Annotated in this window: 22 protein-coding genes and 3 tRNA genes; 17 read left to right on the top strand and 8 right to left on the bottom strand. The window is 40.0% G+C overall.

The features are described 5' to 3' along the window. Window positions 1-31: 31 nt before the first annotated feature. Window positions 32-1,090 carry a DNA-protecting protein DprA gene (dprA, locus tag HY817_05280; GenBank protein MBI4836641.1) on the top strand — a complete coding sequence of 353 codons (1,059 nt, stop codon included), beginning with the start codon at window positions 32-34 and terminating at the stop codon, window positions 1,088-1,090. On the opposite strand, the gene HY817_05275 is transcribed toward dprA, so the two are convergent. Together HY817_05275 and HY817_05270 are read right to left on the bottom strand one after the other, a co-directional pair. Next, on the bottom strand, window positions 1,087-1,692 hold the full coding sequence (locus HY817_05275) for a hypothetical protein (GenBank protein ID MBI4836640.1): 606 nt from the start codon (window positions 1,690-1,692) through the stop codon (window positions 1,087-1,089). The two genes, dprA and HY817_05275, sit on opposite strands and share 4 nt — an antisense overlap. Before the next feature lie 2 nt (window positions 1,693-1,694). After that, window positions 1,695-2,177 carry a phosphatase PAP2 family protein gene (locus HY817_05270; GenBank protein MBI4836639.1) on the bottom strand — a complete coding sequence of 161 codons (483 nt, stop codon included), beginning with the start codon at window positions 2,175-2,177 and terminating at the stop codon, window positions 1,695-1,697. Window positions 2,178-2,337: 160 nt separating this feature from the next. Between HY817_05270 and HY817_05265 the strand changes: the two genes are divergently transcribed. From HY817_05265 to rbfA, 6 genes are all read left to right on the top strand, one after another. Continuing rightward, entirely contained in the window at window positions 2,338-3,513 is a 1,176-nt protein-coding gene (locus HY817_05265; protein MBI4836638.1) for an FAD-dependent oxidoreductase, read from the top strand. Then, window positions 3,486-4,046, top strand: coding sequence for a hypothetical protein (locus tag HY817_05260; GenBank protein MBI4836637.1), 561 nt, complete (start codon window positions 3,486-3,488; stop codon window positions 4,044-4,046). The genes HY817_05265 and HY817_05260 overlap by 28 nt, the downstream gene beginning before the upstream one ends. 52 nt (window positions 4,047-4,098) lie before the next feature. Beyond that, window positions 4,099-4,779 carry a 16S rRNA (cytidine(1402)-2'-O)-methyltransferase gene (rsmI, locus tag HY817_05255; GenBank protein ID MBI4836636.1) on the top strand — a complete coding sequence of 227 codons (681 nt, stop codon included), beginning with the start codon at window positions 4,099-4,101 and terminating at the stop codon, window positions 4,777-4,779. Window positions 4,780-4,912: 133 nt separating this feature from the next. After that, the gene (locus tag HY817_05250) at window positions 4,913-6,124 is read left to right on the top strand and encodes a S1 RNA-binding domain-containing protein (GenBank protein MBI4836635.1); all 1,212 of its coding nucleotides are present in this window, start codon (window positions 4,913-4,915) and stop codon (window positions 6,122-6,124) included. Between the two features lie 8 nt (window positions 6,125-6,132). Next, on the top strand, window positions 6,133-8,310 hold the full coding sequence (locus HY817_05245) for a translation initiation factor IF-2 (GenBank protein ID MBI4836634.1): 2,178 nt from the start codon (window positions 6,133-6,135) through the stop codon (window positions 8,308-8,310). Window position 8,311: 1 nt separating this feature from the next. Then, the gene (gene rbfA, locus HY817_05240; protein ID MBI4836633.1) at window positions 8,312-8,680 is read left to right on the top strand and encodes a 30S ribosome-binding factor RbfA; all 369 of its coding nucleotides are present in this window, start codon (window positions 8,312-8,314) and stop codon (window positions 8,678-8,680) included. Here the strand turns inward: rbfA and HY817_05235 are convergent. Both HY817_05235 and def read right to left on the bottom strand, forming a co-directional pair. After that, window positions 8,637-9,572, bottom strand: coding sequence for a methionyl-tRNA formyltransferase (locus HY817_05235; protein MBI4836632.1), 936 nt, complete (start codon window positions 9,570-9,572; stop codon window positions 8,637-8,639). The two genes, rbfA and HY817_05235, sit on opposite strands and share 44 nt — an antisense overlap. Window position 9,573: 1 nt before the next feature. Beyond that, window positions 9,574-10,101, bottom strand: a complete 528-nt coding sequence (gene def / locus HY817_05230; protein MBI4836631.1) for a peptide deformylase — start codon at window positions 10,099-10,101, stop codon at window positions 9,574-9,576. Between the two features lie 22 nt (window positions 10,102-10,123). Between def and HY817_05225 the strand changes: the two genes are divergently transcribed. The 5 genes from HY817_05225 to HY817_05205 all read left to right on the top strand — a co-directional run bounded on the left by HY817_05225 (window position 10,124) and on the right by HY817_05205 (window position 12,813). Then, window positions 10,124-10,771, top strand: coding sequence for a peptidylprolyl isomerase (locus HY817_05225; protein ID MBI4836630.1), 648 nt, complete (start codon window positions 10,124-10,126; stop codon window positions 10,769-10,771). A 54-nt stretch (window positions 10,772-10,825) separates the two neighbouring features. After that, window positions 10,826-10,906: transfer RNA gene (locus HY817_05220), tRNA-Leu, on the top strand. Window positions 10,907-11,210: 304 nt separating this feature from the next. Further along, on the top strand, window positions 11,211-12,461 hold the full coding sequence (gene tig / locus HY817_05215; protein MBI4836629.1) for a trigger factor: 1,251 nt from the start codon (window positions 11,211-11,213) through the stop codon (window positions 12,459-12,461). 18 nt (window positions 12,462-12,479) lie between these two features. Further along, a complete protein-coding gene (locus HY817_05210) occupies window positions 12,480-12,734 on the top strand; it encodes a hypothetical protein (protein ID MBI4836628.1) in 255 nt (84 codons plus the stop codon). 4 nt (window positions 12,735-12,738) lie between these two features. After that, window positions 12,739-12,813, top strand: a tRNA-Arg gene (locus tag HY817_05205). A 430-nt stretch (window positions 12,814-13,243) separates the two neighbouring features. Here the strand turns inward: HY817_05205 and HY817_05200 are convergent. After that, window positions 13,244-13,528 carry a nucleoside deaminase gene (locus tag HY817_05200; protein ID MBI4836627.1) on the bottom strand — a complete coding sequence of 95 codons (285 nt, stop codon included), beginning with the start codon at window positions 13,526-13,528 and terminating at the stop codon, window positions 13,244-13,246. 134 nt (window positions 13,529-13,662) lie between these two features. On the opposite strand from HY817_05200, the gene HY817_05195 reads away from it, so the two are divergent. Beyond that, a complete protein-coding gene (locus HY817_05195; protein ID MBI4836626.1) occupies window positions 13,663-14,730 on the top strand; it encodes a hypothetical protein in 1,068 nt (355 codons plus the stop codon). A 52-nt stretch (window positions 14,731-14,782) separates the two neighbouring features. Continuing rightward, the gene (locus HY817_05190; protein MBI4836625.1) at window positions 14,783-15,337 is read left to right on the top strand and encodes a methyltransferase domain-containing protein; all 555 of its coding nucleotides are present in this window, start codon (window positions 14,783-14,785) and stop codon (window positions 15,335-15,337) included. A 12-nt stretch (window positions 15,338-15,349) separates the two neighbouring features. Here the strand turns inward: HY817_05190 and HY817_05185 are convergent, their stop codons facing one another. Next, window positions 15,350-17,710, bottom strand: a complete 2,361-nt coding sequence (locus HY817_05185) for a valine--tRNA ligase (protein ID MBI4836624.1) — start codon at window positions 17,708-17,710, stop codon at window positions 15,350-15,352. Between the two features lie 298 nt (window positions 17,711-18,008). Between HY817_05185 and HY817_05180 the strand changes: the two genes are divergently transcribed. Further along, window positions 18,009-19,697 carry a hypothetical protein gene (locus tag HY817_05180; GenBank protein MBI4836623.1) on the top strand — a complete coding sequence of 563 codons (1,689 nt, stop codon included), beginning with the start codon at window positions 18,009-18,011 and terminating at the stop codon, window positions 19,695-19,697. Between the two features lie 37 nt (window positions 19,698-19,734). Here the strand turns inward: HY817_05180 and trpS are convergent, their stop codons facing one another. Both trpS and HY817_05170 read right to left on the bottom strand, forming a co-directional pair. Beyond that, a complete protein-coding gene (trpS, locus tag HY817_05175; GenBank protein ID MBI4836622.1) occupies window positions 19,735-20,730 on the bottom strand; it encodes a tryptophan--tRNA ligase in 996 nt (331 codons plus the stop codon). A gap of 310 nt (window positions 20,731-21,040) precedes the next feature. Beyond that, window positions 21,041-21,114: transfer RNA gene (locus tag HY817_05170), tRNA-Cys, on the bottom strand. Between the two features lie 87 nt (window positions 21,115-21,201). Here HY817_05170 and HY817_05165 point away from each other — a divergent pair. Together HY817_05165 and HY817_05160 are read left to right on the top strand one after the other, a co-directional pair. Beyond that, entirely contained in the window at window positions 21,202-21,441 is a 240-nt protein-coding gene (locus tag HY817_05165; GenBank protein ID MBI4836621.1) for a 4a-hydroxytetrahydrobiopterin dehydratase, read from the top strand. A gap of 49 nt (window positions 21,442-21,490) precedes the next feature. Next, window positions 21,491-22,960: a peptidoglycan DD-metalloendopeptidase family protein gene (locus HY817_05160; GenBank protein MBI4836620.1), complete on the top strand. Its 1,470-nt coding sequence runs from the start codon at window positions 21,491-21,493 to the stop codon at window positions 22,958-22,960. Window positions 22,961-22,968 lie beyond the last annotated feature (8 nt).

Raw genomic sequence — 22,968 nt, 5'->3', positions numbered from 1 at the left:
CTGTTACAATGGAAGCAGCTTTTTTTTATTTATGTTTGGATTTTGGCTCTTAGCATGTGCCCGAATTGCTTATTCAGAGCATTTAGCAGGATTATTGGCTCACTATGGTTCTGCTGAAGTGCTATGGCAAAACCTTGATGCCAAAACTTGGTGCCGAGATCAACGGTACACTGCTAGTTGGCAAAGAATACAAAAGGTCAGATATGAGGAAACTGTTTGGCAACAAAAATTAGCTGAGGTCCAAGACAAAGGAATTGAAGTTATTACTCTTAATCAGCAACAATACCCAGCTCTTTTGAAAGAGATTCACGCTGCTCCCTTGGTACTGTTTTGTCGAGGAAATAGTGCCTTGCTCTCACAGCCATGTGTTTCCATTGTGGGTACTCGGGGTATTACTTCATATGGTGCTGTGGTGACAGAACGAATGGTTGCCAGTTTAGTTTCCCAGAATATTTCCCTAGTTTCTGGTCTGGCCTATGGCATAGATACCAAAGTACATGAATCAGCCTTACATTTTGACTTGTCATCCATTGCAGTAATCCCGGCGGCACTCACAGCAGATGAATGGGGTGGGAATGGTTCTTTAAGAAGCAAATTGTCTCCGGATAAGCATTTGTTTGTATCAGAAACTTTTCCTGATGAAAACCTGCAAAAGTTTCATTTTGTAAAACGTAATCGTATTATTGCGGGCTTAAGTAAATGGACGGTTGTAGTAGAAGCCGCTGAAAAGTCAGGTGCTTTAATTACTGCTCAGTATGCTTGTGAAGAGGGGCGAGAAGTGTTCGTTGTTCCCCATACTCTTTTGGCTCCTATGGGAAAGGGGTGTCTCAAATTGGCAGCAGATGGCGCACGAATAATGATAGATACTGATTTAGGTGCTTTGCTTATGGGTCAGATAGCGAACAGTCCTGTATTAGAGAAAAGTTTTACTAATCAAGACGAACAATATGTCTACAATCATATTGCTCAGGGCTTCAGTTTGGATGAAATGCAATTACCAGAAGAAAGACGTTGGGAATTAGTAGGTAAACTGCTCTGTCAGGGATATATTATTCAACAGCTTGATGGTTCCTATCAAATAAAAAATTAAAAAAGAGCAAATTTGGCTAACAAAAGCAAACTAGTGCCTGCGGCTAAGGGGGTGAGGATATTGTCATCAAGCAATTCATTATTAAACCGTACTTCTACCGCTTCCAAAATCATGGCACAGCTACTAGCAATAATTGCCTGAGGAATTGACACAAAAAAAACGGCGCCGATAGCCCCAAAAGTGATGCCGACTAATGTCTCTTCTAATAAATGCTTATTACTCAATTTTACTTTTCTCTTGCTCCAAGGACGAGCGAGCGCTGCCGTACCGTCGCCCAAGGCTAGTACCATAATTGAAGCTAAGGCTACGGGCAAGGGAAATAACTCTAAGCTTAGAATCATGCCAATAAAATAAGTGATCATTCCTTTGGCGGGAAAATGATCAGGTCGATCACATCTTTTTAAGATACTGCTAACAATTGGTATTGGTCTTTTCTGCTGAATAAATGACAAAATAATAATAAACGCCAATACTAAAAAAAGGTGAAAAGGCCGTAAGATACGATTGGCTATCAGAATGGCGGTGATCACTCCCAAACTAATGTGAATGCTTTTTCTTAATATTTCTTTTTGATAGATAGGATCCAGCAGCTGGGGCAACATATTCAAGAGATAAAGAGTACTAACCATGCCACCAAAGAACCCAATACCACACCACCTAGTACATCGGTAAAATAGTGCACTTGGATATAAATACGTGATAAGCCAATGAAGGTGGCAATCCCTATCCAAAATGCTAGGAAATCCGGGAAAATAATGCTCAACAGATAGGCCAAATTAAATGCACTTAAGGCATGGAGACTAGGAAAAGAACTGTCAAATTTGCCTAAATAAGTGACAAAATTATTTGGTCGTGGCCGCAAAATAATTGCCTTTAAAATGTAACCAATGATTATGCTAAAGGCGGCACTAATTGTCATTTGGATAATAATCCAGAATTGACCTAAGAAAAATAAATACACTACGGGAATTGCGAACAATAAAAAGGCAATTAATCGAGCATCAGCCATAATATGCCAAAACTTTTTTAATTGCGGTATGCGCTTGTCATTAAAATTTTCGAATAAATATTGGTCAAAGAAAAACATGGGCAAAGATTATCGAAACGAAAAAGCTATGAGCTACATTATTCTGCTATCCGACTGATAGTAAGCCTTATTCCGAAGCGTAATCCAAAATCGGGACACTTCTAGCTTTTTTCCTTTCCTACGGTATGATGAAGCGCGAACCCCGTCAAATAATTGCCCTATGACAACTCGTATAGTAGTGGTGGGAGCAGGTGTTGCCGGCTACACAGCCGTAGAATTTTTGCGCAAATCACCAATCAATAAAGATATTAAGATTTTATGGATTGCTCCTCAACAAAAGTTCGTCTACAAACCCTTCCTTTTTGATATCGTTAGCAATTACAAAAAGCTTAATGAATATATTTTCCCTTTAGAAAATTATTGTGAACGCTTTCATATTGACTTTACTGAAGGCACTGTCACCCAATTCTTGCCATCAGAGAACGCTCTGATCTTGGCCTCAGGTGTGCGGGTTAATTATGAGTACTTACTCATTGCTACTGGTGAAGAACGTCAAATCCCTCAACATCTGGTTTCGCCAAACACGTTAGCTTTTCAAACGACCAAAGATATCGAAATTATGCTGAAATATTTGGACGAACAATTTGCTGCCGGAAAAAAACAATTGTCTTTACTTCGCAAACCATTTCTTTCTCTAGCTATGATTGCTAATTCCCTGACTAGTATAGAGATGCTATTTGCTTTGTATAATTATACTGAAATGTTGCGCAAAAAGTATGATTTGCGCCGCAACGAAATTAATATTTCCTATATCACTGCTGAAAAACAATTCGGTGGTGATATTCCCTTAAAGTTAAGTGACACCCTTGAACAATATGGCCATGATCATGATGTGGACATTTATATGCATCAAGTGGTAACCAGAATCGAAAACAATAAAGTTGTCCTAAGTAGCGGTACTACATTAGAAACAAATACAATTCTAGTCGAAGGGGAAAGTGTCTTGGCCAATCTCTACAAAAATGCCACGATCAAAGCTGATGAATTTGGGGGCATTAAGGTGAATAATTATTTACAATTAGAAGATTTCTATAATATTTATGCCTGTGGCAGTATTATCAATTTTTATGACTGGCATAAAAAAGAGAAGGCCTGGCATACCTTTAATACTGCTCAAGCCCAAGCAAAATTAGCAGCGAGTAATGTAGTGGCTGAAATTCGTGGCCGCAATAAACAAGCTTATAAGCCTCAAAGTGGCATTGAATTGATTCCAGTCAATGATCAATTATCGATTGGTGTCTATGGCGATGCTGTGTATTTTAACAGTATTATGCATTACACCAGAATGTTCTTTGCCACCAAATATTTATGGCAATTAACGATGCCAGAATCATGAAGCGTTATCTTTTGGTGCAAACTGCTTTTGCTTATCCCCAAGTAGTATTGATTGAAGAGGGGAAAGTTGCTCGTATATGGGACACTAAACAAACTCGTGAAACATTACAGTTCTTGATGCGTGTACTAGCTGACATCGAAGATGTTTCGATAGATGCGCTAATTTTTATCCATGGTCCTGGTTCTTTTACAGCATTGCGCGTGGGAGCAACTTGGGTAAATACTTTGGCCTTTGTAAAAAAAATGCCTATCTATCAAATTGATGCGTTAACTTACATTGCTATGGTAACAGGAATACCGAAAGATAGTATTGCCATTACCTATGATAGCAAGCGTTTCTTTCTCACTGAAAAGGAGCTGATTGTTGAGAGTCCCTCCGCCCCACAGAAACACATCATCAATCCCGATCAAAATCCCATTATGATCACCAATGAAACTGTAGCTCTATTAATAGCATCTCTTACCGACTCAGTAACCCAAACTGATGTTCTTTATATTGTTCCTCCTAAGATTACTTTACCGAGAGCGGAATAATTGAATCAACTAACTTGTAATTCGTAATTCGGCATTTGTAATTCATCCCTCCATGCTCTATTTCATTCCCACCCCCATCGGCAATCTCAAAGATATCACTCTCCGAGCTTTAGAGGTGCTCAAGAGTGTTGATCTTATTCTGTGTGAAAATCCTCGCCATAGTCAAAAACTTTTGCAAGCACATGAGATCAAAAAACAAACGAAACAATTCAATCAATTTTCTTCAGATAAACTGGTGTTCGATATCTTGGCCCAGGTAAAGGCAGGAAAAGAAGTGGCCTATATCTCTGATGCTGGCATGCCTGGTATTTCCGATCCGGGAACAACTTTGGTGGCTCAAGCCATTGAAAAACAGATTCCTTTCACTGTATTGCCCGGATCTAATGCCTCTTTACCAGCTGTAGTGGCTAGTGGTTTTTTAGTAAAAGAGTTTTATTTTGCCGGTTTTTTACCCTTAAAAAAAGGACGACAAAAGAAATTGACTGAATTATTACAACTCCCTGTCCCCGTAGTCTTATATGAATCTCCTTATCGTCTCAATAAGCTGCTTTCAGAATTAGTCACTCTCAGAGCGGGTGATCGTCCTGTATATATAGGACGAGAACTGTCTAAGCTACATGAAGAACATATCTACGGTACAGCCCAAGCACTAGCCAAGAAATATGCAGACAAACAATGGAAAGGAGAGCTAGTAATAGTACTAAGGGCTCCCCAAAACCCATCACCATCTTAGCTTTTCGCTCTCAGCTCTCAGCTCTGGGCACTCCGCACCCTTTACACTGCCATCATATTCCCGTATTCTTCCTCCGGCTTCGCAAGCCATATATTATTAACCATAGTGCGCTTAATTTTAGGCGCTTAGATTTATGTCAGAGTTAACCCAAAAGAATAGTAAGGCTCCTATCTTTGTGACTGGTATCGTGTCCATGGATGAGCTATTAAAAAAGGAAGATGGTGCTCCAGTAGCAACATTTGAAAAAGGTGATTTAGTGGATGGCTCAGTAGTGAGCATTGCTAAACATGCTTTAGTAGTAGATCTCGGTTCTGTCTGTGGTGTTGTGACTGGTTCTGAAATGGTAGACAGTGCCGGTACTATGAAAACAGTTAAGGTAGGGGATAAAGTAAGAGTAGTAGTGATCGGAGACGAAAATGAAGAGGGCCAATTATTGCTTTCTCTTCGTCGTGCTAGTCAGGAAAATACTTGGAATAAATTCCAAAAAGATTATCAAACTGGCAAGGTTATTGATGTTGTTGTTATGGAAGCCAATAAAGGTGGCTTGCTTATGGAAATTGATGGTATTCGTGGATTTATCCCAGTATCCCAACTCACTCCAGAACATTACCCACGTGTTAGTGGAGCTGATCCAGAGAAGATTCTCAGCAAATTACAAGCATTGGTTGGCAAGAAATTGCATGTCAAAATCATTAATGTGAATGTGCCTGAACGCAGATTAATTCTGTCTGAAAAAGCTGCTTATGCTGAAGATAGAAATAAAGTGATTGCCAAATTACAAGTAAATCAAGTAATCGATGGCACAGTAAGCGGTATTGTTCATTTCGGTATTTTCGTAAACTACGAAGGTGTTGAAGGTCTCGTACATATCTCTGAAATCGCTTGGGGTCATGTATCTGATCCTACCCAACATGCTAAAGTGGGGGACAAAGTAAAAGTAATGGTAATTGGTATTGAAGAAGACAAGCTTTCTTTCAGTATGAAGCGCCTTACTGACGACCCTTGGTTGAAGGCTGCTGAGCGTTATCCAATTGGTAGTATCGTAGAAGGTAGTGTTGCTCGAGTTAGTTCATTTGGTATTTTCTTGAAGCTTGATGATGAAATTGAAGGTTTAGTACATATTTCTGAAATCTCAGCGGATGGTCGTATCGAAGATCCTGATGCCCTCGCTAAGGATGGCCAAAAGATGCAAGCAAAAGTAATTAGCGTGGATCAAGATGAACGTCGCTTGGGTCTCAGTATCAAGGCATTACAAGACACAGCTAAGAAAGAGGATGAAGAAAAGAAGCCAGCCAAAAAAGTTACTAAGAAAAAGTCAGAAGAATCAAAAGAAGATAAAGAATAATTTTTCCTATGGATCACAAGCTAGCTACAGTTGCCAAAGAATTCGGTATCACTGAAAAAAAACTTCGTACTGAAGTGGCTAGCTTGGGTGTGAAGTTGACAGCCAAAAGTACTAATATTGATGACAAAACTTATCAGGCTGTGCAGAAAAAATTGAGTGCTGCCAAAGAGACTAAAAAAAAGACAATTACCAAGAAGGTGACCACTAAAAAAGCAATCAAGAAAACTACTGAAAAAAAAGTAGTAGCTAAGAAAGCTCCAGTTAAAAAAGCAGCAAAGACTAAAGTAAATATTGTAGAATCAGAACCACCAGTGGCAACAGCTGAACCTGAAGAAGAAAAAAAAACAGTAATAGCAGAAACAAAGCTTGAAGCTCCTGTTGAGGAAAGTGTTGCTGCAGGCACTCCTGAGGAAAAGCCAGCTGAAGCGAACTTGCCTCAAATTGCTTTGCCGTTATCTATTACCGTAAAAGATTTCGCCTCTTTGTTAAAAGTGGGGGTCAATCAAGTAATCTCGGAATTGTTCAAAAATGGCTTTATGGCCAATATCAATCAGCGATTAGACTTTGATATTGCTGCTATTTTGGCTCAAGAGTTTGGTTTTGAAGCGGTAGCAAAGGGGACCGAAGAACCACAAGATCAATTAGATTTGGGCGTATTGCTTGAAGATAAAGAAGAAAATCTTACTCCTCGCTCACCAGTAATTAGTGTGATGGGACATGTGGATCATGGGAAGACTAAATTATTAGACACGATTCGTGGCACTACTGTGATGGAAGGAGAGGCTGGTGGTATTACTCAAAAAATTGGTGCTTACCAAATTCGCAAACAGACTCGTGATGGGGAAATGAAAACTATTACCTTTTTGGATACTCCAGGACATCAAGCTTTTACTGCTATGCGTGCTCGTGGTGCCAAGGTAACGGACATTGCTATTCTAGTAGTAGCAGCTGATGATGGGGTCAAACCGCAAACAATAGAGGCCTATGAACATGCTAAGGCTGCTGGTGTTCCCGTGGTAGTTGCCATTACCAAAATTGATAAAGAAGGTGCCAATGTTGATCGAGTCAAAGCCCAATTAGCTGAGATTGGACTGGCAGTAGAAGAGTGGGGAGGATCAACTGTGTGTGCGGAAGTGTCAGCGGTGCAAAAAAAGGGTATTGATGAGTTATTAGAGTTAGTGCTCTTGGTAGCTGATATGCAGGATCTTAAAGCTAATCCAAAACGTAAGGCGATAGGCACTATTATTGAGTCTCGGGTAGATCAGGGGCAAGGAGCTTTGGCTACGGTACTTATCCATACTGGTACTTTGAGATTGCGTGATGATGTGGTTATCGGGGATGTGTCTGGTAAAATTCGTTCTATGGTCAATGATCGTGGGGAAAAGATTATTGAAGCAGGCCCGTCATATCCGGTATTGATTACTGGCATGTCCAAGGCACCACAAGTAGGGGATGTGCTGAGGGTGGTGGCTGATAAACGTGAAGCATTGAATGCCGTACAAAAAAGTGCTCGGGATAAACAAGTTGAATTATTATCAGGTATCTCGCAGAGTAGTAAAAAAGAGGGCGTAAAAGAGTTGAAAGTAGTAATCAAGGCTGACACCAAGGGCTCTTTGGAAGCATTACGTAATGCTTTACTGAGTTTGCCTGCAGAAAAAGTAGCGGTGAAAATTATTTATGCTGGTTTAGGTAATACGACTTCTTCAGATGTGATGATTGCTGCTGCTGGTCACGGTTCAATTTTCGGCTTCAATATCCTGACGCCAATCTCTGTGCAAAAAAGTGCTGATATTGAAAAAGTTAAAATCACTACTTTTACCGTTATTTATCATTTGCTCGATGAAGTACAAAAAGTGCTTCTTTCCATGGTTGAACCAGAAATTAAAGTAACCGTAGTAGGTAAATTAAAAGTATTAAAGATTTTCTTTGATGGCAAAGGGGAGCAAGTAGTTGGGGGGGAAGTGACTCAAGGAAAGGTTGTTAGTAACACTACCGTAAAGGTTTACCGAGGTGAAAATGTGGTTGGGGAGATGGAATTAAAAACTGTTAAAGAAGGACCTGAAGAGGTAAAAGAGGTTGTCGCTCCTACTCAATGCGGTATGAAACTCATGGGTAATATCAAAATTGCTGTTGGTGATGTGATCGAGTGTTATGTGAAAGAAAAAGTTATTGCTTCTTTGACATAATATGGCTGAGAGTAGACGTCTCAAACAAATTAATCAGGTGCTAAAAGAGCATATTGGCCAATTTTTGGAGCGTGAATTTCATGAACCAGAAATTGGTTTGCTAACCGTTACTCGAGTTGAGGTCACACCTGATTTAGCCGAGGCAAAAGTGTGGCTGTCTTCTTATATGAGCGAAAAAAATCCCTTAGTGATTTTGAAAGCAGTCAAGCGTCATGCCATTAATCTCAATAAACAATTGCGCCGGGTTCTGACCACGAAGAATTTACCCAAGCTCTATTTTATGATCGATGAAAATGCTGACTATGCTGACAAAATTGATCGTTTACTCAAGCAAGCGCTTGGTCCTCGAGCTGAGGGTGACCAACAATAAATTCTGATCCTGACATCGGTTTCTTTCCTTCTTCTTGGATTTGTTCTATCACCAGTCCAGAGTTTTTGCCACAACCAATAACAATTGTTTTTTCAGAGAAATATATTTTCCCTGGTTGGGCTGATTCTTTAGTAATAGTTTTGCCTGCTAGTATTTTGATCCTTTTTCCCTGATAACTGGTGTAACTACCGGGCCATGGCTTATAAGCACGAATCTGACGCTCAATTTCCTGAGCACTTTTCAACCAATCAATTTGACCATCTTCTTTGCTCAAAACTTTAGTATGAGTGGCTAAATCATGCTGTTGTGCTTGGGCAGTGATTTTTCCTGCTAGCCATTGAGGAACGACGATCTGTAACATACTTGCTGCCTTTTGAGCCAATCTTTGATCTAATTGCAGATAAGTCTCCCCAGGAAGAATTGCTACTCTTTCTTGAGCCACGATTGGTCCAGTGTCGAGGCTGGGTTCCATAATCATAATAGTTACTCCAGTTTCCTTGTCTCCATGCAGAAGGGCTGTTTGCATAGGTGTTGCTCCCCGGTATTTAGGCAAGAGCGAGGGATGTACGTTCAAGCATTGAAAGCGAGGCAAATCCAAAATCGCTTTTGGGATAATTTTCCCATAAGCAGCTAAGACAATGAGCTCAGCTTTTTCTTGGACAATACGCTCAAAAGCTTCCGGCGTTTTGAGTGTCGTAGGCTCGAAAGTAGCGATATCCTGCTGAAGGGCAATTTGTTTGACTGGGGAAGGGGTGAGTATTTGTTTCCGTCCCACCGGTTTATCTGGTTGTGTGACTACCAAACTTATATGTACCTCGGGAATTTTGAGTAAACTTTGTAGTATCGGTACGGCAAAATTTGGTGTGCCAAAGAAAACAGTTCGTATCGCCATATCAAAAATTGAGTTCTTCAAACAATTCTTCTTTATTTGTCACCAGATCTGTGAACAGGATGCCTTCTAAATGGTCAATTTCATGCTGTATCACTCGGGCATTGAAACCGACAAAGCGCTTTAATACCTGTTTTTTGTCCGGTGTTGCATATTGCACAGTAATTTCCCTAGGTCTCTTTACCGGGCCAAATATATTAGGAATGCTTAAACATCCTTCTTCACCAATCTCACAAATAGTGCTGTGAGTAATAATCTGGGGATTAATCATTGCCACATCATCATTTTTCCCTTGGGCATTGCGCAATTTGCAAATGATAATGCGTTCCAAAATCCCTACTTGTGGTGCCGCGATACCCACAGCCCTGCTCCCATAATTCATAGTCTCAGTAAGATCTTTGACCAATTGCTTTGTCGCAGCTGTAATAGTGTTTACAGCTTGAGACTTTTCCCGTAATAATGGATGGTCATCGGTGAGTATTTTGAGCAACATTGTTTGCTTGTGGTAAATGTTCACATTCGCTACCATCATACTGGAGTATTTTTGAAATGTCATGATCTTTTCTCACTCTTGGTCAGCCTATTTACGTGCTAGTGCAGTCATTTTGTTAATGGTGACCTTAGTCGCCTGTGGTAATGCCAATACTACTGACCCGACTCAGAATTCCGGTCCATTCGCCACTTTCTTAAAAGATGTAGAATTCTTTAATATCGCTCATCCAGTAGCGGTAGTAGAAACTGATCAGGGAACATTCGCGATTGAATTATACAAAACGCAAGCGCCCAATTCAGTGGCACATTTTATCGCACAGGCGATAGATACCAGATATGATGGTTCGTCTGTATATAACACTATTAGTAACTTTGCAGTGTATCTAGGAGACAAAAGTGGTGCAGCTAAGGAAGCTTTAGATGTAGAGCCAATTAATTTAGAGACACACCCTGATTTGAAGCATGATAGTGCCGGCGTGGTTGGTTTGGTTCATGAATCAGGTGCACAATGTGTCAGTAGTCCCAATAAAGAACAATGTGCCAAAGACTCTTTGAATAGTGCTAAAACATTTTTCTACATCACCCTGTCACCTCAACCCACTTTGGATGGATCTTATGCAGTGTTTGGCAAAGTAGCCAAAGGATTAGAAATTGTTAAAGGACTACGCAAGGGGAACAAAATCACTAAGATCACGATTTTGCAGAAGTAATTTTGCCAATTTGGTATTTCTGTTCAATCTGCTATATTAGTCACGCCCAAATAAGCCGCGGTGGTGGAATGGCAGACACGCTAGCCTTAGGAGCTAGTTCCGCAAGGAGTGAAGGTTCAAGTCCTTTCCGCGGCACATGAACTATGTTACCAGGATCGGTATATAGTGAGATTACTTTTTATAAGTAATTTCTTCGGTGAAGGATATTTAAGTGTGTCTAGATCTAAATAGGAATGAGATCATCAAGACACAGACCAAGACGAACACTAAGACAAGGAAGCATCAAAACATTCTCCTGTCTTTGTCTTCGTCTTTATGATCTCGTCTTTTGTTTTTTTATTAACTAATTTTAGTTCATCCATCCCTAGACTAAATATAAGGCTCAATTTTGAATTGAGCGCCTTTTTATGTTACACAATACTCGTCTTTACTTTTTGCTGTGAAACATAGCGTTAAAAAATTGCCCCCATCTCAAGTCGTGATTACTCTTACCATTGAACCAGCTGAATTAGAAAAATTTCGCGGGAAAGCAATTGAGAAATTGCGTAGCCAAGTAAATGTCTCAGGGTTTCGCCCCGGTAAAGCACCCGATGATGTTGTGGTGCAACAAATTGGTACTGATAAATTATTAGAAGAAACCTTACAAGCTGCTTTACCAGAGCTTTATTATAATGTTGTCGTTGAAGAAAAATTGCAGCCTATTGCTGGTCCTGAAAGTAAAATAATTACTACTGAGCCATTTGTTTTAGAGTTGACGGTGCCGGTTTTGCCCGAAGTGAAAATTGGCAACTATGGGAAAATTAAAGTAAAAAGAGAAGAGGTGAAAATTGATCCAAAAGATATTGCTGCCGAAGTAGAGGCTCTACAGAAACGCTTCTCTACCTTCAGCGATGTGCAAAGAGGAGCTCAAATGGGCGATCGGGTAGAAATTGATTTTGTTGGTACTGCTGATGGCAAAGAAGTTGAGGGAGCGAAAAGCAAGAATCATCCTTTGATTCTTGGTTCTAAAACTTTTGTCCCTGGCTTTGAAGAGGCTTTGGTGGGCATGGAAGTAGGGCAGAGTAAGCAGTTTTCTGTCACTTTCCCCAAAGATTATCATGTCGATTCACTCAAAGATAAGCCTGTACAGTTTGATGTCTCTCTACTCAAAGTAGAGGAAATGAAATTGCCAGAAATGAATGAAGAATTTTTTCAAAAATTGCGTAATCCCAAAATCACTGATGAGAAATCTTTACAAGAAGAGATCACCGCCTTTTTGAAAACTCAAAGAGAAGCTGAAGAGCAAAATCGCAAAGAAGAAGCAATACTCAAACAATTAGTAGATATTACTGAGGCAGAATTGCCTGAAGTGCTCATTCATGAAGAGATTCATTATATGGAGGAGCAATTCTCCGAGAGATTACAGGCAGTGGGTTTGACATTTGATCGCTACTTGGAAGCGAATAAGAAAACTCATGAAGATATTCATAAAGAATATGAACCAGAAGCACGTCGTCGTTTATTAGCCCGTTTTGCTTTGTTGGAACTAGCCAAGAAAGAAAACTTAGAGCCTACTGATGAGCAGGCGAAAGATGCTATGAGCAAAGAGGGAGTAGCAGAAAAGGAGATAGAAAGACGTCTTCCCCAAATGAAAGCAAGGCTTCGTGTTGAGTTGGCCCTAGATTATTTGCTCAAAACTACTGTAAAATAAGCAGAGTACATGTTTTCTATGAAATATCTCTTTCTCACATTGGCAAGTTTAATTGGTCTTTTTCAGCTAATTGTTTTTTTCCAAAATTTAGCTGGAGCAGAGGATGCCACCATTTTTTATCTCACCGAAGCAGCTGAGATGAATCCTGGTTTGATTATGTTTTTTGGGTTTCTCCTAGGAGGTATTGGTGTTTTTGCTCTTATTCTGTATTTTACTGGCGGCAAATTGCCCACCACCGAGGGCGACTTCGGGGGCAGTACTGAAGAATGGTGATTTTGCCCCCATAGCTCAATGGATAGAGCAGGAGCCTTCTAAGCTCAAGATAAAGGTTCGATTCCTTTTGGGGGTACCACGAGCTCGCTTGCGAGCGAGCCTCACTTTTCATTAGTTATTTTTATCTTCTACTTTTGCCTAAGGATATTTAAGCGAGCTCGAAAAAATAAAGAATAACTAATAAAAAATAAAGAAGTAACTGTAATTATAAGTATATTCTTATCCCAGTCTTAGTATTCGTCTTGATGATCTTGTAGAAGCCATGTCTTTATTTGGTCGATTTTTCATTATATCAAGAAGAATCTTTACTATTTCTGAGTATAAGCTATCAACTAAATTGCTTCTCCCATTCTGCAACCAACCGGTGCATGTGTTCTTCTAAGTCTGGGATATAAACTAATTCAATGTGATGTGTATTCTGTTGGTCTAACTCTTCAATATTGTTTTGACCTTCATAATATCGCTTATTCACCATCACAGTATCTTTTTTACAGCCATAAACTATACGGCTAATACCCAGCCCAATTGGCGGCACAAAAACACATTAAGCAGGGCTGAAGTGAAGCGTATAAAGTGGCGCCAGAAAGACAGGTAGTTTGTAAGAGCTTGCAGGCATTTCGTACGCTCATACTTTCAGCATGAGCCGTTGGATCATATAATATATTGCCAATGCTAATGCTTTTGCTAATAACTTTATCATCTTGTACTAATACTGCTCCCGCAGGAAAGCCGCCTCGCTTTACTGATTCTCTGGCTTGCTCCACTGCCATGCCTAAATAATCTAAGTCTTGCATAAAAAGTATTACTATAATCAATATAAAGCTGAGAGCAAAACAAATAAACTCACCATAGGGGGACTAAATTCACTGAAAAAAAGTGGTATGCAAGTATAGTGATATGCTACAGTGCAGACGAATTGCTAACCATTATGAATCGAGGAACAAAGTTGATTGCTGCTCTCACTCTAGCCATAGCTATATTTACTTTAGGAGCTTTTCCCTATCCATTATATGCCCAGGACACTAATCAATATGATTCTTGTCTGCAATCTGAAGCTACCAATTTAATTTCCCGTTTAGCTCGAGAACAAAATACCAGTACCAACAATATTCAGCTAACTGATGCTCAGCTTGATAGCATCACCGCTACTTGTCGTCAGCGATTCCCCAATGAAAGTGGCAATGCTACTACAGGCAATGATAGCAGTCGTCTTAGCACTTCATCTTCACCAAGCGCTGCAGTGAGCTCTGCGCCTTCAAGTAGTACTAACTCGAGTAGCTCAAACCCCAGTGCGCGTCCTCAAGAAGATGTGAATGCCTGTATTACGCGCCAAAGTGCAACTGCAGGTTCTGGAAATAGGGATCAATTTAGAGTGCGCGCCTTTTGTCAATCTCAACAATATACAGTACCCACACGTTACGAAAGTTGTGCTATGACCGGTTATGATCGTTTTATTCGTCTGAGCGAAAACGTTGATCCTAATCAAGTAGTTCCTCAAAGCGAAAGAGATAGAATTACTACTGAATGTGCTCAGGCAGAAACTGCAGGTACCAACACATCAAATTCGAGCCAATCTACCAGCAATAGCTCCAGTCCCTCAGCAAGTAATGGCCTACAACCATTACAATTCAATGGTGATCCTAATAGAAAGTATGTAGGCACTTTCACTGGTCCTTCCACTGAAAATCTGCAAAGTTACTATTCCAATCCGTTGCTGTTGTTACGTGATCGCCAAACAGCATTTAGTGTTCTAGTAAGATTCTTTTTAGGTTTGATTGGCGTAGTTGCGCTGCTTTATCTCGTATTCAACGGCTACCGCTACGCTATGGCTAGAGGTGAAGATGCTCAAATCTCTCAAGCAAAGAAAGGCATCCTGTACGCTGTAATCGGTTTGATCATAGTATTGGCCGCTTACACCATTGTTGCCACTGTACTAAATTTCGGTGCAACCCCAGCACCACCAAATGTAGGTATCGGTGTCGGTATTTCTCTTTAAACCTAATTCCTTTCCCCTTCTATTTGTAATTTGTAATTCGTAATTTTCCCCCATGCCTCTGCGCTTTCTCAAAAATTTTTTCCAACATCCTCGTGAAATGGGCGCTTTATTAGCTACTGGCCGCGCTTATTCCCAATTAGCCTGTAAACAGGTTGATTGGCCAAAAGTAGCGGCGATTGCTGAACTCGGAGCGGGGGATGGCGCGGTGACGAAATATATTATTAGTAATTTACGGAGCCAACAAAAGCTACTAGTATTTGAATACAATGAAGACTTATTTGCTGTGCTCAAACAGCGCTTTGGCAATTTGCCTAATGTGATTTTGATCAATGATTCCGCTGAGAAGTTGGCAGAATATGCTGAGCAAAACAGCATTAAGCAATTTGATGCCATCTTTTCCGAAGTACCTTTGGTAAGTTTGCCCAAAAAAGTGGGAGAAAATATCGTTCAGGCTGTCCTAAAAACTCTTAAACCAAGCGGCTTATACTTGCAAATCCAATACTCAATCTTTAGCTTAGGTAAGCTTAAAAAATTATTCAAAGCAGTCTCACTCAAATTTACACCTTTCAACTTTCCGCCAGCATTTTTGTATATTTGTTCTCTTTAGATTAACAGACTATCAATTAAGCTCTGTGATACGCATTACCGCTTTGATCAGTAATCCATATTTCACCAAGTCTACTTTGCTGGTGAGTTGATACTTTTCTAATTGAGCACCGAGAGATAATCCCTGTTCTGATTTGTATTTGCGTATCTCATCAATTGCTACAATAACCTCAGAGAAACCTTTTGGGACGTTTGTCTGCGAAGTTACTTTTGGCCATTGAGCTATGTGAATACTTTTGGGGCTATTTTTTTCTCTAAAAAGTTCTTGATAAATTGCTTCAGTAATAAAGGGAAGTATTGGAGCAAATAATTTCAATAGGTTAAAGAATACTTGATGAAAAGTATTTTGAGCAGCAACTTTCGATGCATGATTATTAGCAATTAATCGATATTTAATAAACTCAATATAGTAGTCGGCACACTTTTTCCACAAAAAGTCGCTGGTTTCTTCTCTTGCTCTGGCATAATCATAAGCTTCAAATGCCTCAGTACTTTCTCTGATACACATATTTAATTCATTCAATATCCATTGGTCGGCTGGTTCGAGTTCGACACCACTCTTTATATCAAGTGAATTGGTAATGTTGCGATGGTAAAAGTTCGCGACACTCCAAAGCTTTTGGACAGTTCTTTTGCCCTTGTGTATTTCCTCAATATTGAAGCGTAAGTTCTGGCCTAACTTTGCTCCAGTAGCCCAGTAGCGAATACTATCAGCTCCATAGGTAGCTACTAATTCCGTAGAGGGAATATAATTACCTAAGCGTTTTGATATCTTTCTACCTTGCGCATCCAATCCATGACCAGAAATCATTACATGCTCAAATGGAATAGTTTGAAAGTGATAATAACTTTTCACTATTGAGTAGAAATCCCAAGTGCGAATGATTTCAAACGCATTAGGTCTGAGAGATACAGGAAACAGGTTCTGGTTTTTATTACCTGGAGAAACTAACTCCTGTAGAAGAAAAGGTGTACATGAAGATGTTGCCCATGTATCAGCTACATCTTTCTCAGGAATAAAGGTGCTACTTTCACAACCTGGGCAATGAGCAAGGGGCGGCTTATCGGTAGTGGGATCTGTGGGTAATTGTTCCGGTGCAGCAAAAATAGGCTCATCACACTGACTACAATACCAAATAGGTAATGGTACTCCATAGAATCTCTGACGAGAAATACACCAGTCCCATTGAAGCCTTTTTACCCAGAGGTCATAATCTTGCTTTCGTGACAAAGGATGCCATTGAACTTTATTCCCCATTTCCAACCAAACATCTTTCTTGTCTGCCACCTTGATAAACCATTGCTTGCTTAAAATGAACTCTGGAGGAGTAGCACATCTCTCATGCACTAACTTCCTTTGGCTAATTGATTCTTCCTTAATGAAGAAATCTTTTTCTTGTAAGTCCTTCACAATCGTTACTCGTGCGGCTTGAGTAGTTAATCCCAAATATGGTTCAGGGATATTTACCATTTTACCTTGCTTATCTATTACCGCTTTAGTGGGCAAGTTGTCCTTTTGCCATTTTTCAATATCTTCTCTATCTCCCCATGTGCTAACCATCATGAGTCCAGTACCAAATTCCATCAATACTTTTTCACTGCAATAGATAGGAATCTCATAATTAAATAAGGGTACGATCGCTTTTCGATTCAATAGATGCTGATATCTTTTGTCATCTGGATGTATGTATAAAGCAACACAAGCAGCCAAGAGCTCAGGTCTTGTTGTCGCGATGGGCAAAGTCTCCTGTTCTGAACTAGTGAATGAAATGTAATAAAGTTTCCCTTCACTTTCCTGCTCTTCCTCTTCCACATCAGTTTGAGCTAAAGCTGTTTCGCAATGAGTGCACCAGAGTACAGGTTTAGTATCGCGGTATAATATGCCTTTTTTATATAAATCTATTAATGAGGCTTGTGACACCTTCGTGGCAAGGGGATTTATCGAGCTGTAGGTTTTTGTCCAATCTACTGATATGCCTAGTTTTTCCCATAGATCACGATAGTTTTCAGCGCCTTTGCGAGTTTCTTGCAAACAAAGATTGATAAATTCTTTACGCTGAATATGAGACTTTTTAATATTGTACTTTTTCTCAACGAATCTTTCTGTCGGTAAGCCATTATCATCAAATCCCATAGGGTAAAAAACACTGTAGCCTCGCATACGTTTGTAGCGAGCTATAAAGTCAGCTTGCCCATAAGACATAATATGTCCAGCGTGCAAATGGTCAGCAGATACATAGGGGGGGGGAGTATCTATGCTAAATACTTCTTTCTCGGAAGTATTATCGAAAGTATAGATATTCTCTTCTTGCCAAAATTGCTGCCACTTTTGCTCTATCTGCGTGTGTTTATAATTGGTGAATGATGTTGTCATACAATAATAGTTTTAAAGATGTTTCTGGCCTTTATCTCCACTCAGAATTTAAAAAAAACTCTTAGTTCTAGACCAAGAGGACCTATATGCTAAAAAGCGCCTCTTAGTCTATACCAAGATGACGACCACAGCTGCGCCATTGCGACTGTTATTCTCTGCAAATTGTAGATAAATAGATGATGGCATAACTGGGTGGAAGCAAGGCAAACTTACTTGAAAGAGTCTAAAGCTGTCAAATGAAGTTTCTCATCTCATCCCACTTTTGCTACTCTCTTAGCGCAATAATCGTCTTATCTTCATGGCTGACACTAAATCATGTCTGCAATGCCACCAGAGCTTTACTATTAGAGATAAAGATGAGGATTTCTATCGGAATATTTCTCCTCAGATCGGGGAGCATATTTTGTCAGTGCCAACTCCTACTCTCTGTCCTGAATGTCGACTGATTAGACGCCTAGCTGCTCGTAATGAAACGGCTCTTTATCTGAGAAAAAGTAGTCTTACTGGAAAAGACATTATTTCCATGTATTCTCCTGAAGCACCATACTTGGTGGGCGAAATGACAGAACTGAGAAAAGATGGGTTTGACGCCATGCAATATCAAAATGATTGTGATCCTAAACGAGCTTTCTTCCCCCAATTTCATACTTTTGCTTGCAAAGTACCCCATCAGGCATTGCTCAATTTTGGTGGTCAAGAAGCGATAGAGTATAACAACTTTGCCTATGAGGCGAAGAATTGTTATCTCTGTTTCTGGGGAGATTATGGCCAAGACAGTATGTACAATTATGGCTATGTAAATCTCAAAAACTGTATTAATAACTTTTGGCTCTTTGATGGAGAGCTTTGTTTCCAATGCGTTAATTCTCAATATTGTTTCCGGGCGCAATATGTCATGAATAGTGAAAATATTTCCGACTCAGCGTTTATTGCAGATTGCAAACATTTAGATCACTGCATGTTTTGTGTGAATTTACACCATAAGAAGTATTGTATTTGGAATAAGCAGTACACTAAGGAAGAGTACTTTGAGCAAAAGAAAGCCTATGCTACTGGTAGTTTTGCTGCTTGGGAAAAAATGGCTGAAGAATTTGCCAACTTTGTTAAAACTTTTCCCCGGAGAGCTTTACGGAACTTTAATGTAGAAAACTGTGACCAAGGTGATATGAACAATAATGCTAAAGATTGTTACGTCTCTTTTCATATGGTAGAAGCAGAGCGTTGCTGTTATGGCATTGACAATATGAAGGCTTTTAACTGTTACGATTGTTATGGTAGCGTCAATATGACGCATTGTTATGAATGCTATGCGGTAGTCAATTGTCAGCACTGTCTTTGGTCTTTCGACTGCTATGATTCCTCAGATCTCTATTATTGCCAATCATGTCGCAACTCTCATGATCTTTTTGGCTGTATCGGTCTCAAAAATAAACAATATTGTATTTTTAACAAAGAATACACGAAAAGTGAATATGAAAAGTTGCTGGTAGAATTAATCAATACCATGCAACAAAAAGGAGAGTGGGGTGAGTTTTTCCCATCGACTATTTCTCCCTTTGGTTACAATGAAAGCACTGCTTTTGAATATTTCCCCACTGATAAAAAGTCTGCACTGCAGCGAGGATATCACTGGTCAGATTATATAGCGCCAAAACCTCAAGTAGATAAGTTTATTGCTGCCTCAGATCTACCTGACGATATCCAAGATGCGCCGAATGAGCTTGTGGATAGCGCGGTAATATGTGTGCTCAGTGGCCGGCCATTTCGTATTACTAAGCAAGAGTTAGTATTCTATAGAGAATTTTCTCTGCCTTTGCCTCGCTTACATCCTGATGAAAGGAGACGGGCTTTAATGCGTATGAAAAATCCACGAAAAGTGCGAGATGCTATATGTGCCAACTGTAGTAAGTCTACTCTTACCAGCTTCTCCTCTGAAAGTGAGGCAATTATTTATTGCGAGCTTTGTTATCAGGCTCTGCTAGCATAATTAGTTAGTACTTTTGCAACAAATTCACTACTAAATCCTAATAAAGAATCTTCATCGCTTCCTTCACCTCCCTGAGTGTTTGCTGAGCCTCTACTTTTGCTCTTGCAGTTCCTTTCTTTAATAACTCCTGCACAAGATGGGGCTGCCTTTCCAGTGCCACTCTCTTCATGCGAATAGGTGAGAGTAGCTGGTTAAGTAAATTAGCCAAATACTTTTTTATTTCCACATCACCCACACGTCCTTCACGATAACGTATTTTGAAATCTTCAATCTGAGCCAGCTCATTAGTTGAGGCAAAAGCGTCAAGATAAATGAATAGTGGATTACCCTCAACTTTCCCTGGGTCAGTAGCTTTTTTGCGATTAGGATCGGTGTACATATCCATGATCATTTGCTCAGTGGTCTTAGCAGTATCTGCCAGACAGATAGTATTACCAAGACTTTTCCCCATTTTATTATTGCCATCGATACCAACTAATCTTGCTGTTTGGCCCAGTACAGTTTCTGGTCTAGGAAATAGCGCACCATATAAACTATTAAATTTGTCGGCAATCTCTCGTGTCTGTTCCAGCATGGGATTTTGATCTTCACCTACAGGCACTATTTCTGCCTTAAATGTCAGTATGTCTGCAGCTTGTGATACAGGGTAACAAAAGAAACCTGCTGGAATACTGGTGCCAAAGCTCTTTTGTTTAATCTCTTCTTTGACAGTGGGGTTGCGTTGTAAGCGGGCCACTGTTACTAAATTGAGAAAGAATATAGTTAACTCAGCAATCTCGGGAATTTGAGATTGAATAAAGTAAGTAACCTTGTCAGGGTCAATGCCTACTGCCAAATTATCTAATACCACCTCATAGACATTTGCTCGTACCTTTTGAGGATTAGCGAAGTTATCTGTGAGTGCTTGTACATCTGCTACCATAATAAAAGTATCATGGCTATGTTGCAGGGCCACTCTATTTTGCAATGAGCCCACATAGTGTCCTAGATGCAATCGTCCCGTCGGTCGGTCACCAGTAAGTAAGCGTTTCATAAGGAAAAAGATTAAAGATATTCCTTACAAGGACGCCGCGCATGCGACATGGTGCCACCTTGTTTTGTTACACTGTTACCAATGCAACCTTGCTTACCGACTCCGTAATATCGACATCGGTGTGAAGTGTGATTACGGTCTTCTTCCGAAGAAACTACTGATGCAGTATATCCAGCTTGTTCATCTCTCAGCTTGCAAGGCCCATTCTCCTGGCTCAGGCGCTTTGCCAGTATTATATATTTCTTTATTACTATAGCAATAGAAAGATCCCCCCATAGATCCATTACATAGCTTCTATTGAGATTTTTATTGGAGGCGACGACCAGAATTGAACTGGTGTACGGGGTTTTGCAGACCCCTGCGTAACCACTCCGCCACGTCGCCAAAGCATCATAAGTGTATTGATTTTTTTTACATTTGCAAGCATACACTCTCTATGGGTTAATAGACTGCAATCGTTAATATTCTTTTATGACTGCTTGGTTAGAAAAAGATCAGTGCTTAGTAAAGGAGTTTGGGTTTGGGACATTTCAGGAAGCTCTTGCTTTTATCAATAACATCGGTGTGTTGGCAGAACAATGTGATCATCATCCGGATCTTTTTCTGCATAACTACAACCAGGTCAAAGTTCTGCTCAGCACACATAGTGCTGGTAAGATAACTAATAAAGATTATGAGCTGGCAAAATTAATAGATAACCTCTTGGAGTAGCTTTTTATTGCCAGTGATGGTATTGTGCTGAGTCATTGGTTTTGCTACTATGAATAGAAACAGTTTTATGCGCTTTCCCCCAAAGCAGATCACATTTTTTACAGTAATTTCACTTAGTGGAATTATTGCTGGTACTCTTCTGAACTTTTCTTCAGCCGCAATAGCTGCTGAGTTACCAGTAGATCCTGATTTTGTTCGTACTTGGGAAGCTATCACGCCTTCGGCGCGAGCCACTGCAACTTCTCAAGTAACCACAGCCAAGCCCGTAGCTAAGCCAGTAATCAAAAACACACCTCCTGCTATCACTGATGCAGATAGAGAAGCTGTTGCCCGGGCCAATGCTGCTGAAAAGCAGTTATTACAGGATTTTTTACATTCAAAAAGTGAGCAAGATCGCTTAAAATCTCTAGCTGAAGACAGTCTGCAGAAATATCAGGCAATTCAAACGGTAAACACTACCTTACGAGAAGAGTTGTTATTTCTTGATCAGCAAGCGCAGGAGACCAAAGCTAATATTGCTCGTTTCGATACAGAATTAAAAACCTTACATGGTCAAATAGATACGATTACCAATCGTTTATTGCTCAAAGAAAAAGAAATTGGTGAACAAAAAAGAGCAATAGCAGCTTATATACAAGCAATTTACGAGCAAGAGAATACCTCGGTTTTACAAGTGTTGTTGTCCCACAAAACCTTTGCTGATTCTTTAGACGAATTGCAAAACATGGAGTCACTTGAAGCTACCGGACGAAGTCTACTTGAGCAACTCAAAATTTCTCATGAACAGCTAAGCAGTGAGCAAAGTTCCCTTGAGCTGAAGAAGAATCGTTTAGATCGTCTTCGTTTAGAATTGAACGATCAACAATTGGTTCTTAATAGACAGCAAGAAGAAAAGCGTTTCCTTCTCGATAAAACCCAAGGTAAAGAGGAAGAATACCAATTAATGTTACAAGAGTTCAAAAAACAAATGGAGCAGGTGGAAGCGGATATCGTCGGTCTGCAAGGTGAAATTGAAAAAATTAAAACACCAGATAGTTTAGCAAATATTGAGGTTAAGTTCGGTGATAAATTTGCACTCACTAATCCTCAGAACGGTGCCATCTGGCCAGTTGACGCGGCTTATAAAGGTATCAGCGCTTACTTCCGTGATTCTGGTTATCAGCGGCTCTTTGGCTTCCCTCACTCAGCAATTGATATTCCTCAACCTCCAGAAACACCGATTCGATCGCCAGCTAATGGAGTCGTATTGCATATCGTTGATCGTAATGATGGCGGCTATAGCTACTTGGTGCTTTATCATGGCAGCGATGAATCAGGTCGCGATATTACTACTGTATATGGACATTTACCTAAAATTTTTGTAGAGAAAGGAGATATCGTGCGAAAGGGCGAGATTGTCGCTTTGACTGGCGGTATGCCTGGTACCAAAGGAACAGGTCCTTACTATACTGGTCCACATTTACACTTTGAGGTGCGCCAAAATGGTTCTGCGATAGATCCGCTTACATGGCTACCTTAAGGGTTGAC

It is taken from the genome of Candidatus Abawacabacteria bacterium (assembly GCA_016207805.1).
Classification (GTDB): domain Bacteria; phylum Patescibacteriota; class Gracilibacteria; order RBG-16-42-10; family RBG-16-42-10; genus JACQZO01.
This window is presented reverse-complemented; position numbering and strand designations above follow the sequence as displayed.

Bases quoted from the DNA above. Each gene is read 5' to 3' on its own strand.
- dprA (MBI4836641.1), top strand. From the start codon at position 32: ATGTTTGGATTTTGGCTCTTAGCATGTGCCCGAATTGCTTATTCAGAG.
- HY817_05275 (MBI4836640.1), bottom strand. From the start codon at position 1,692: ATGTTGCCCCAGCTGCTGGATCCTATCTATCAAAAAGAAATATTAAGA.
- HY817_05270 (MBI4836639.1), bottom strand. From the start codon at position 2,177: ATGTTTTTCTTTGACCAATATTTATTCGAAAATTTTAATGACAAGCGC.
- HY817_05265 (MBI4836638.1), top strand. From the start codon at position 2,338: ATGACAACTCGTATAGTAGTGGTGGGAGCAGGTGTTGCCGGCTACACA.
- HY817_05260 (MBI4836637.1), top strand. From the start codon at position 3,486: ATGGCAATTAACGATGCCAGAATCATGAAGCGTTATCTTTTGGTGCAA.
- rsmI (MBI4836636.1), top strand. From the start codon at position 4,099: ATGCTCTATTTCATTCCCACCCCCATCGGCAATCTCAAAGATATCACT.
- HY817_05250 (MBI4836635.1), top strand. From the start codon at position 4,913: ATGTCAGAGTTAACCCAAAAGAATAGTAAGGCTCCTATCTTTGTGACT.
- HY817_05245 (MBI4836634.1), top strand. From the start codon at position 6,133: ATGGATCACAAGCTAGCTACAGTTGCCAAAGAATTCGGTATCACTGAA.
- rbfA (MBI4836633.1), top strand. From the start codon at position 8,312: ATGGCTGAGAGTAGACGTCTCAAACAAATTAATCAGGTGCTAAAAGAG.
- HY817_05235 (MBI4836632.1), bottom strand. From the start codon at position 9,572: ATGGCGATACGAACTGTTTTCTTTGGCACACCAAATTTTGCCGTACCG.
- def (MBI4836631.1), bottom strand. From the start codon at position 10,101: ATGATGGTAGCGAATGTGAACATTTACCACAAGCAAACAATGTTGCTC.
- HY817_05225 (MBI4836630.1), top strand. From the start codon at position 10,124: ATGATCTTTTCTCACTCTTGGTCAGCCTATTTACGTGCTAGTGCAGTC.
- HY817_05210 (MBI4836628.1), top strand. From the start codon at position 12,480: ATGAAATATCTCTTTCTCACATTGGCAAGTTTAATTGGTCTTTTTCAG.
- HY817_05200 (MBI4836627.1), bottom strand. From the start codon at position 13,528: ATGCAAGACTTAGATTATTTAGGCATGGCAGTGGAGCAAGCCAGAGAA.
- HY817_05195 (MBI4836626.1), top strand. From the start codon at position 13,663: ATGAATCGAGGAACAAAGTTGATTGCTGCTCTCACTCTAGCCATAGCT.
- HY817_05190 (MBI4836625.1), top strand. From the start codon at position 14,783: ATGCCTCTGCGCTTTCTCAAAAATTTTTTCCAACATCCTCGTGAAATG.
- HY817_05185 (MBI4836624.1), bottom strand. From the start codon at position 17,710: ATGACAACATCATTCACCAATTATAAACACACGCAGATAGAGCAAAAG.
- HY817_05180 (MBI4836623.1), top strand. From the start codon at position 18,009: ATGGCTGACACTAAATCATGTCTGCAATGCCACCAGAGCTTTACTATT.
- trpS (MBI4836622.1), bottom strand. From the start codon at position 20,730: ATGAAACGCTTACTTACTGGTGACCGACCGACGGGACGATTGCATCTA.
- HY817_05165 (MBI4836621.1), top strand. From the start codon at position 21,202: ATGACTGCTTGGTTAGAAAAAGATCAGTGCTTAGTAAAGGAGTTTGGG.
- HY817_05160 (MBI4836620.1), top strand. From the start codon at position 21,491: ATGAATAGAAACAGTTTTATGCGCTTTCCCCCAAAGCAGATCACATTT.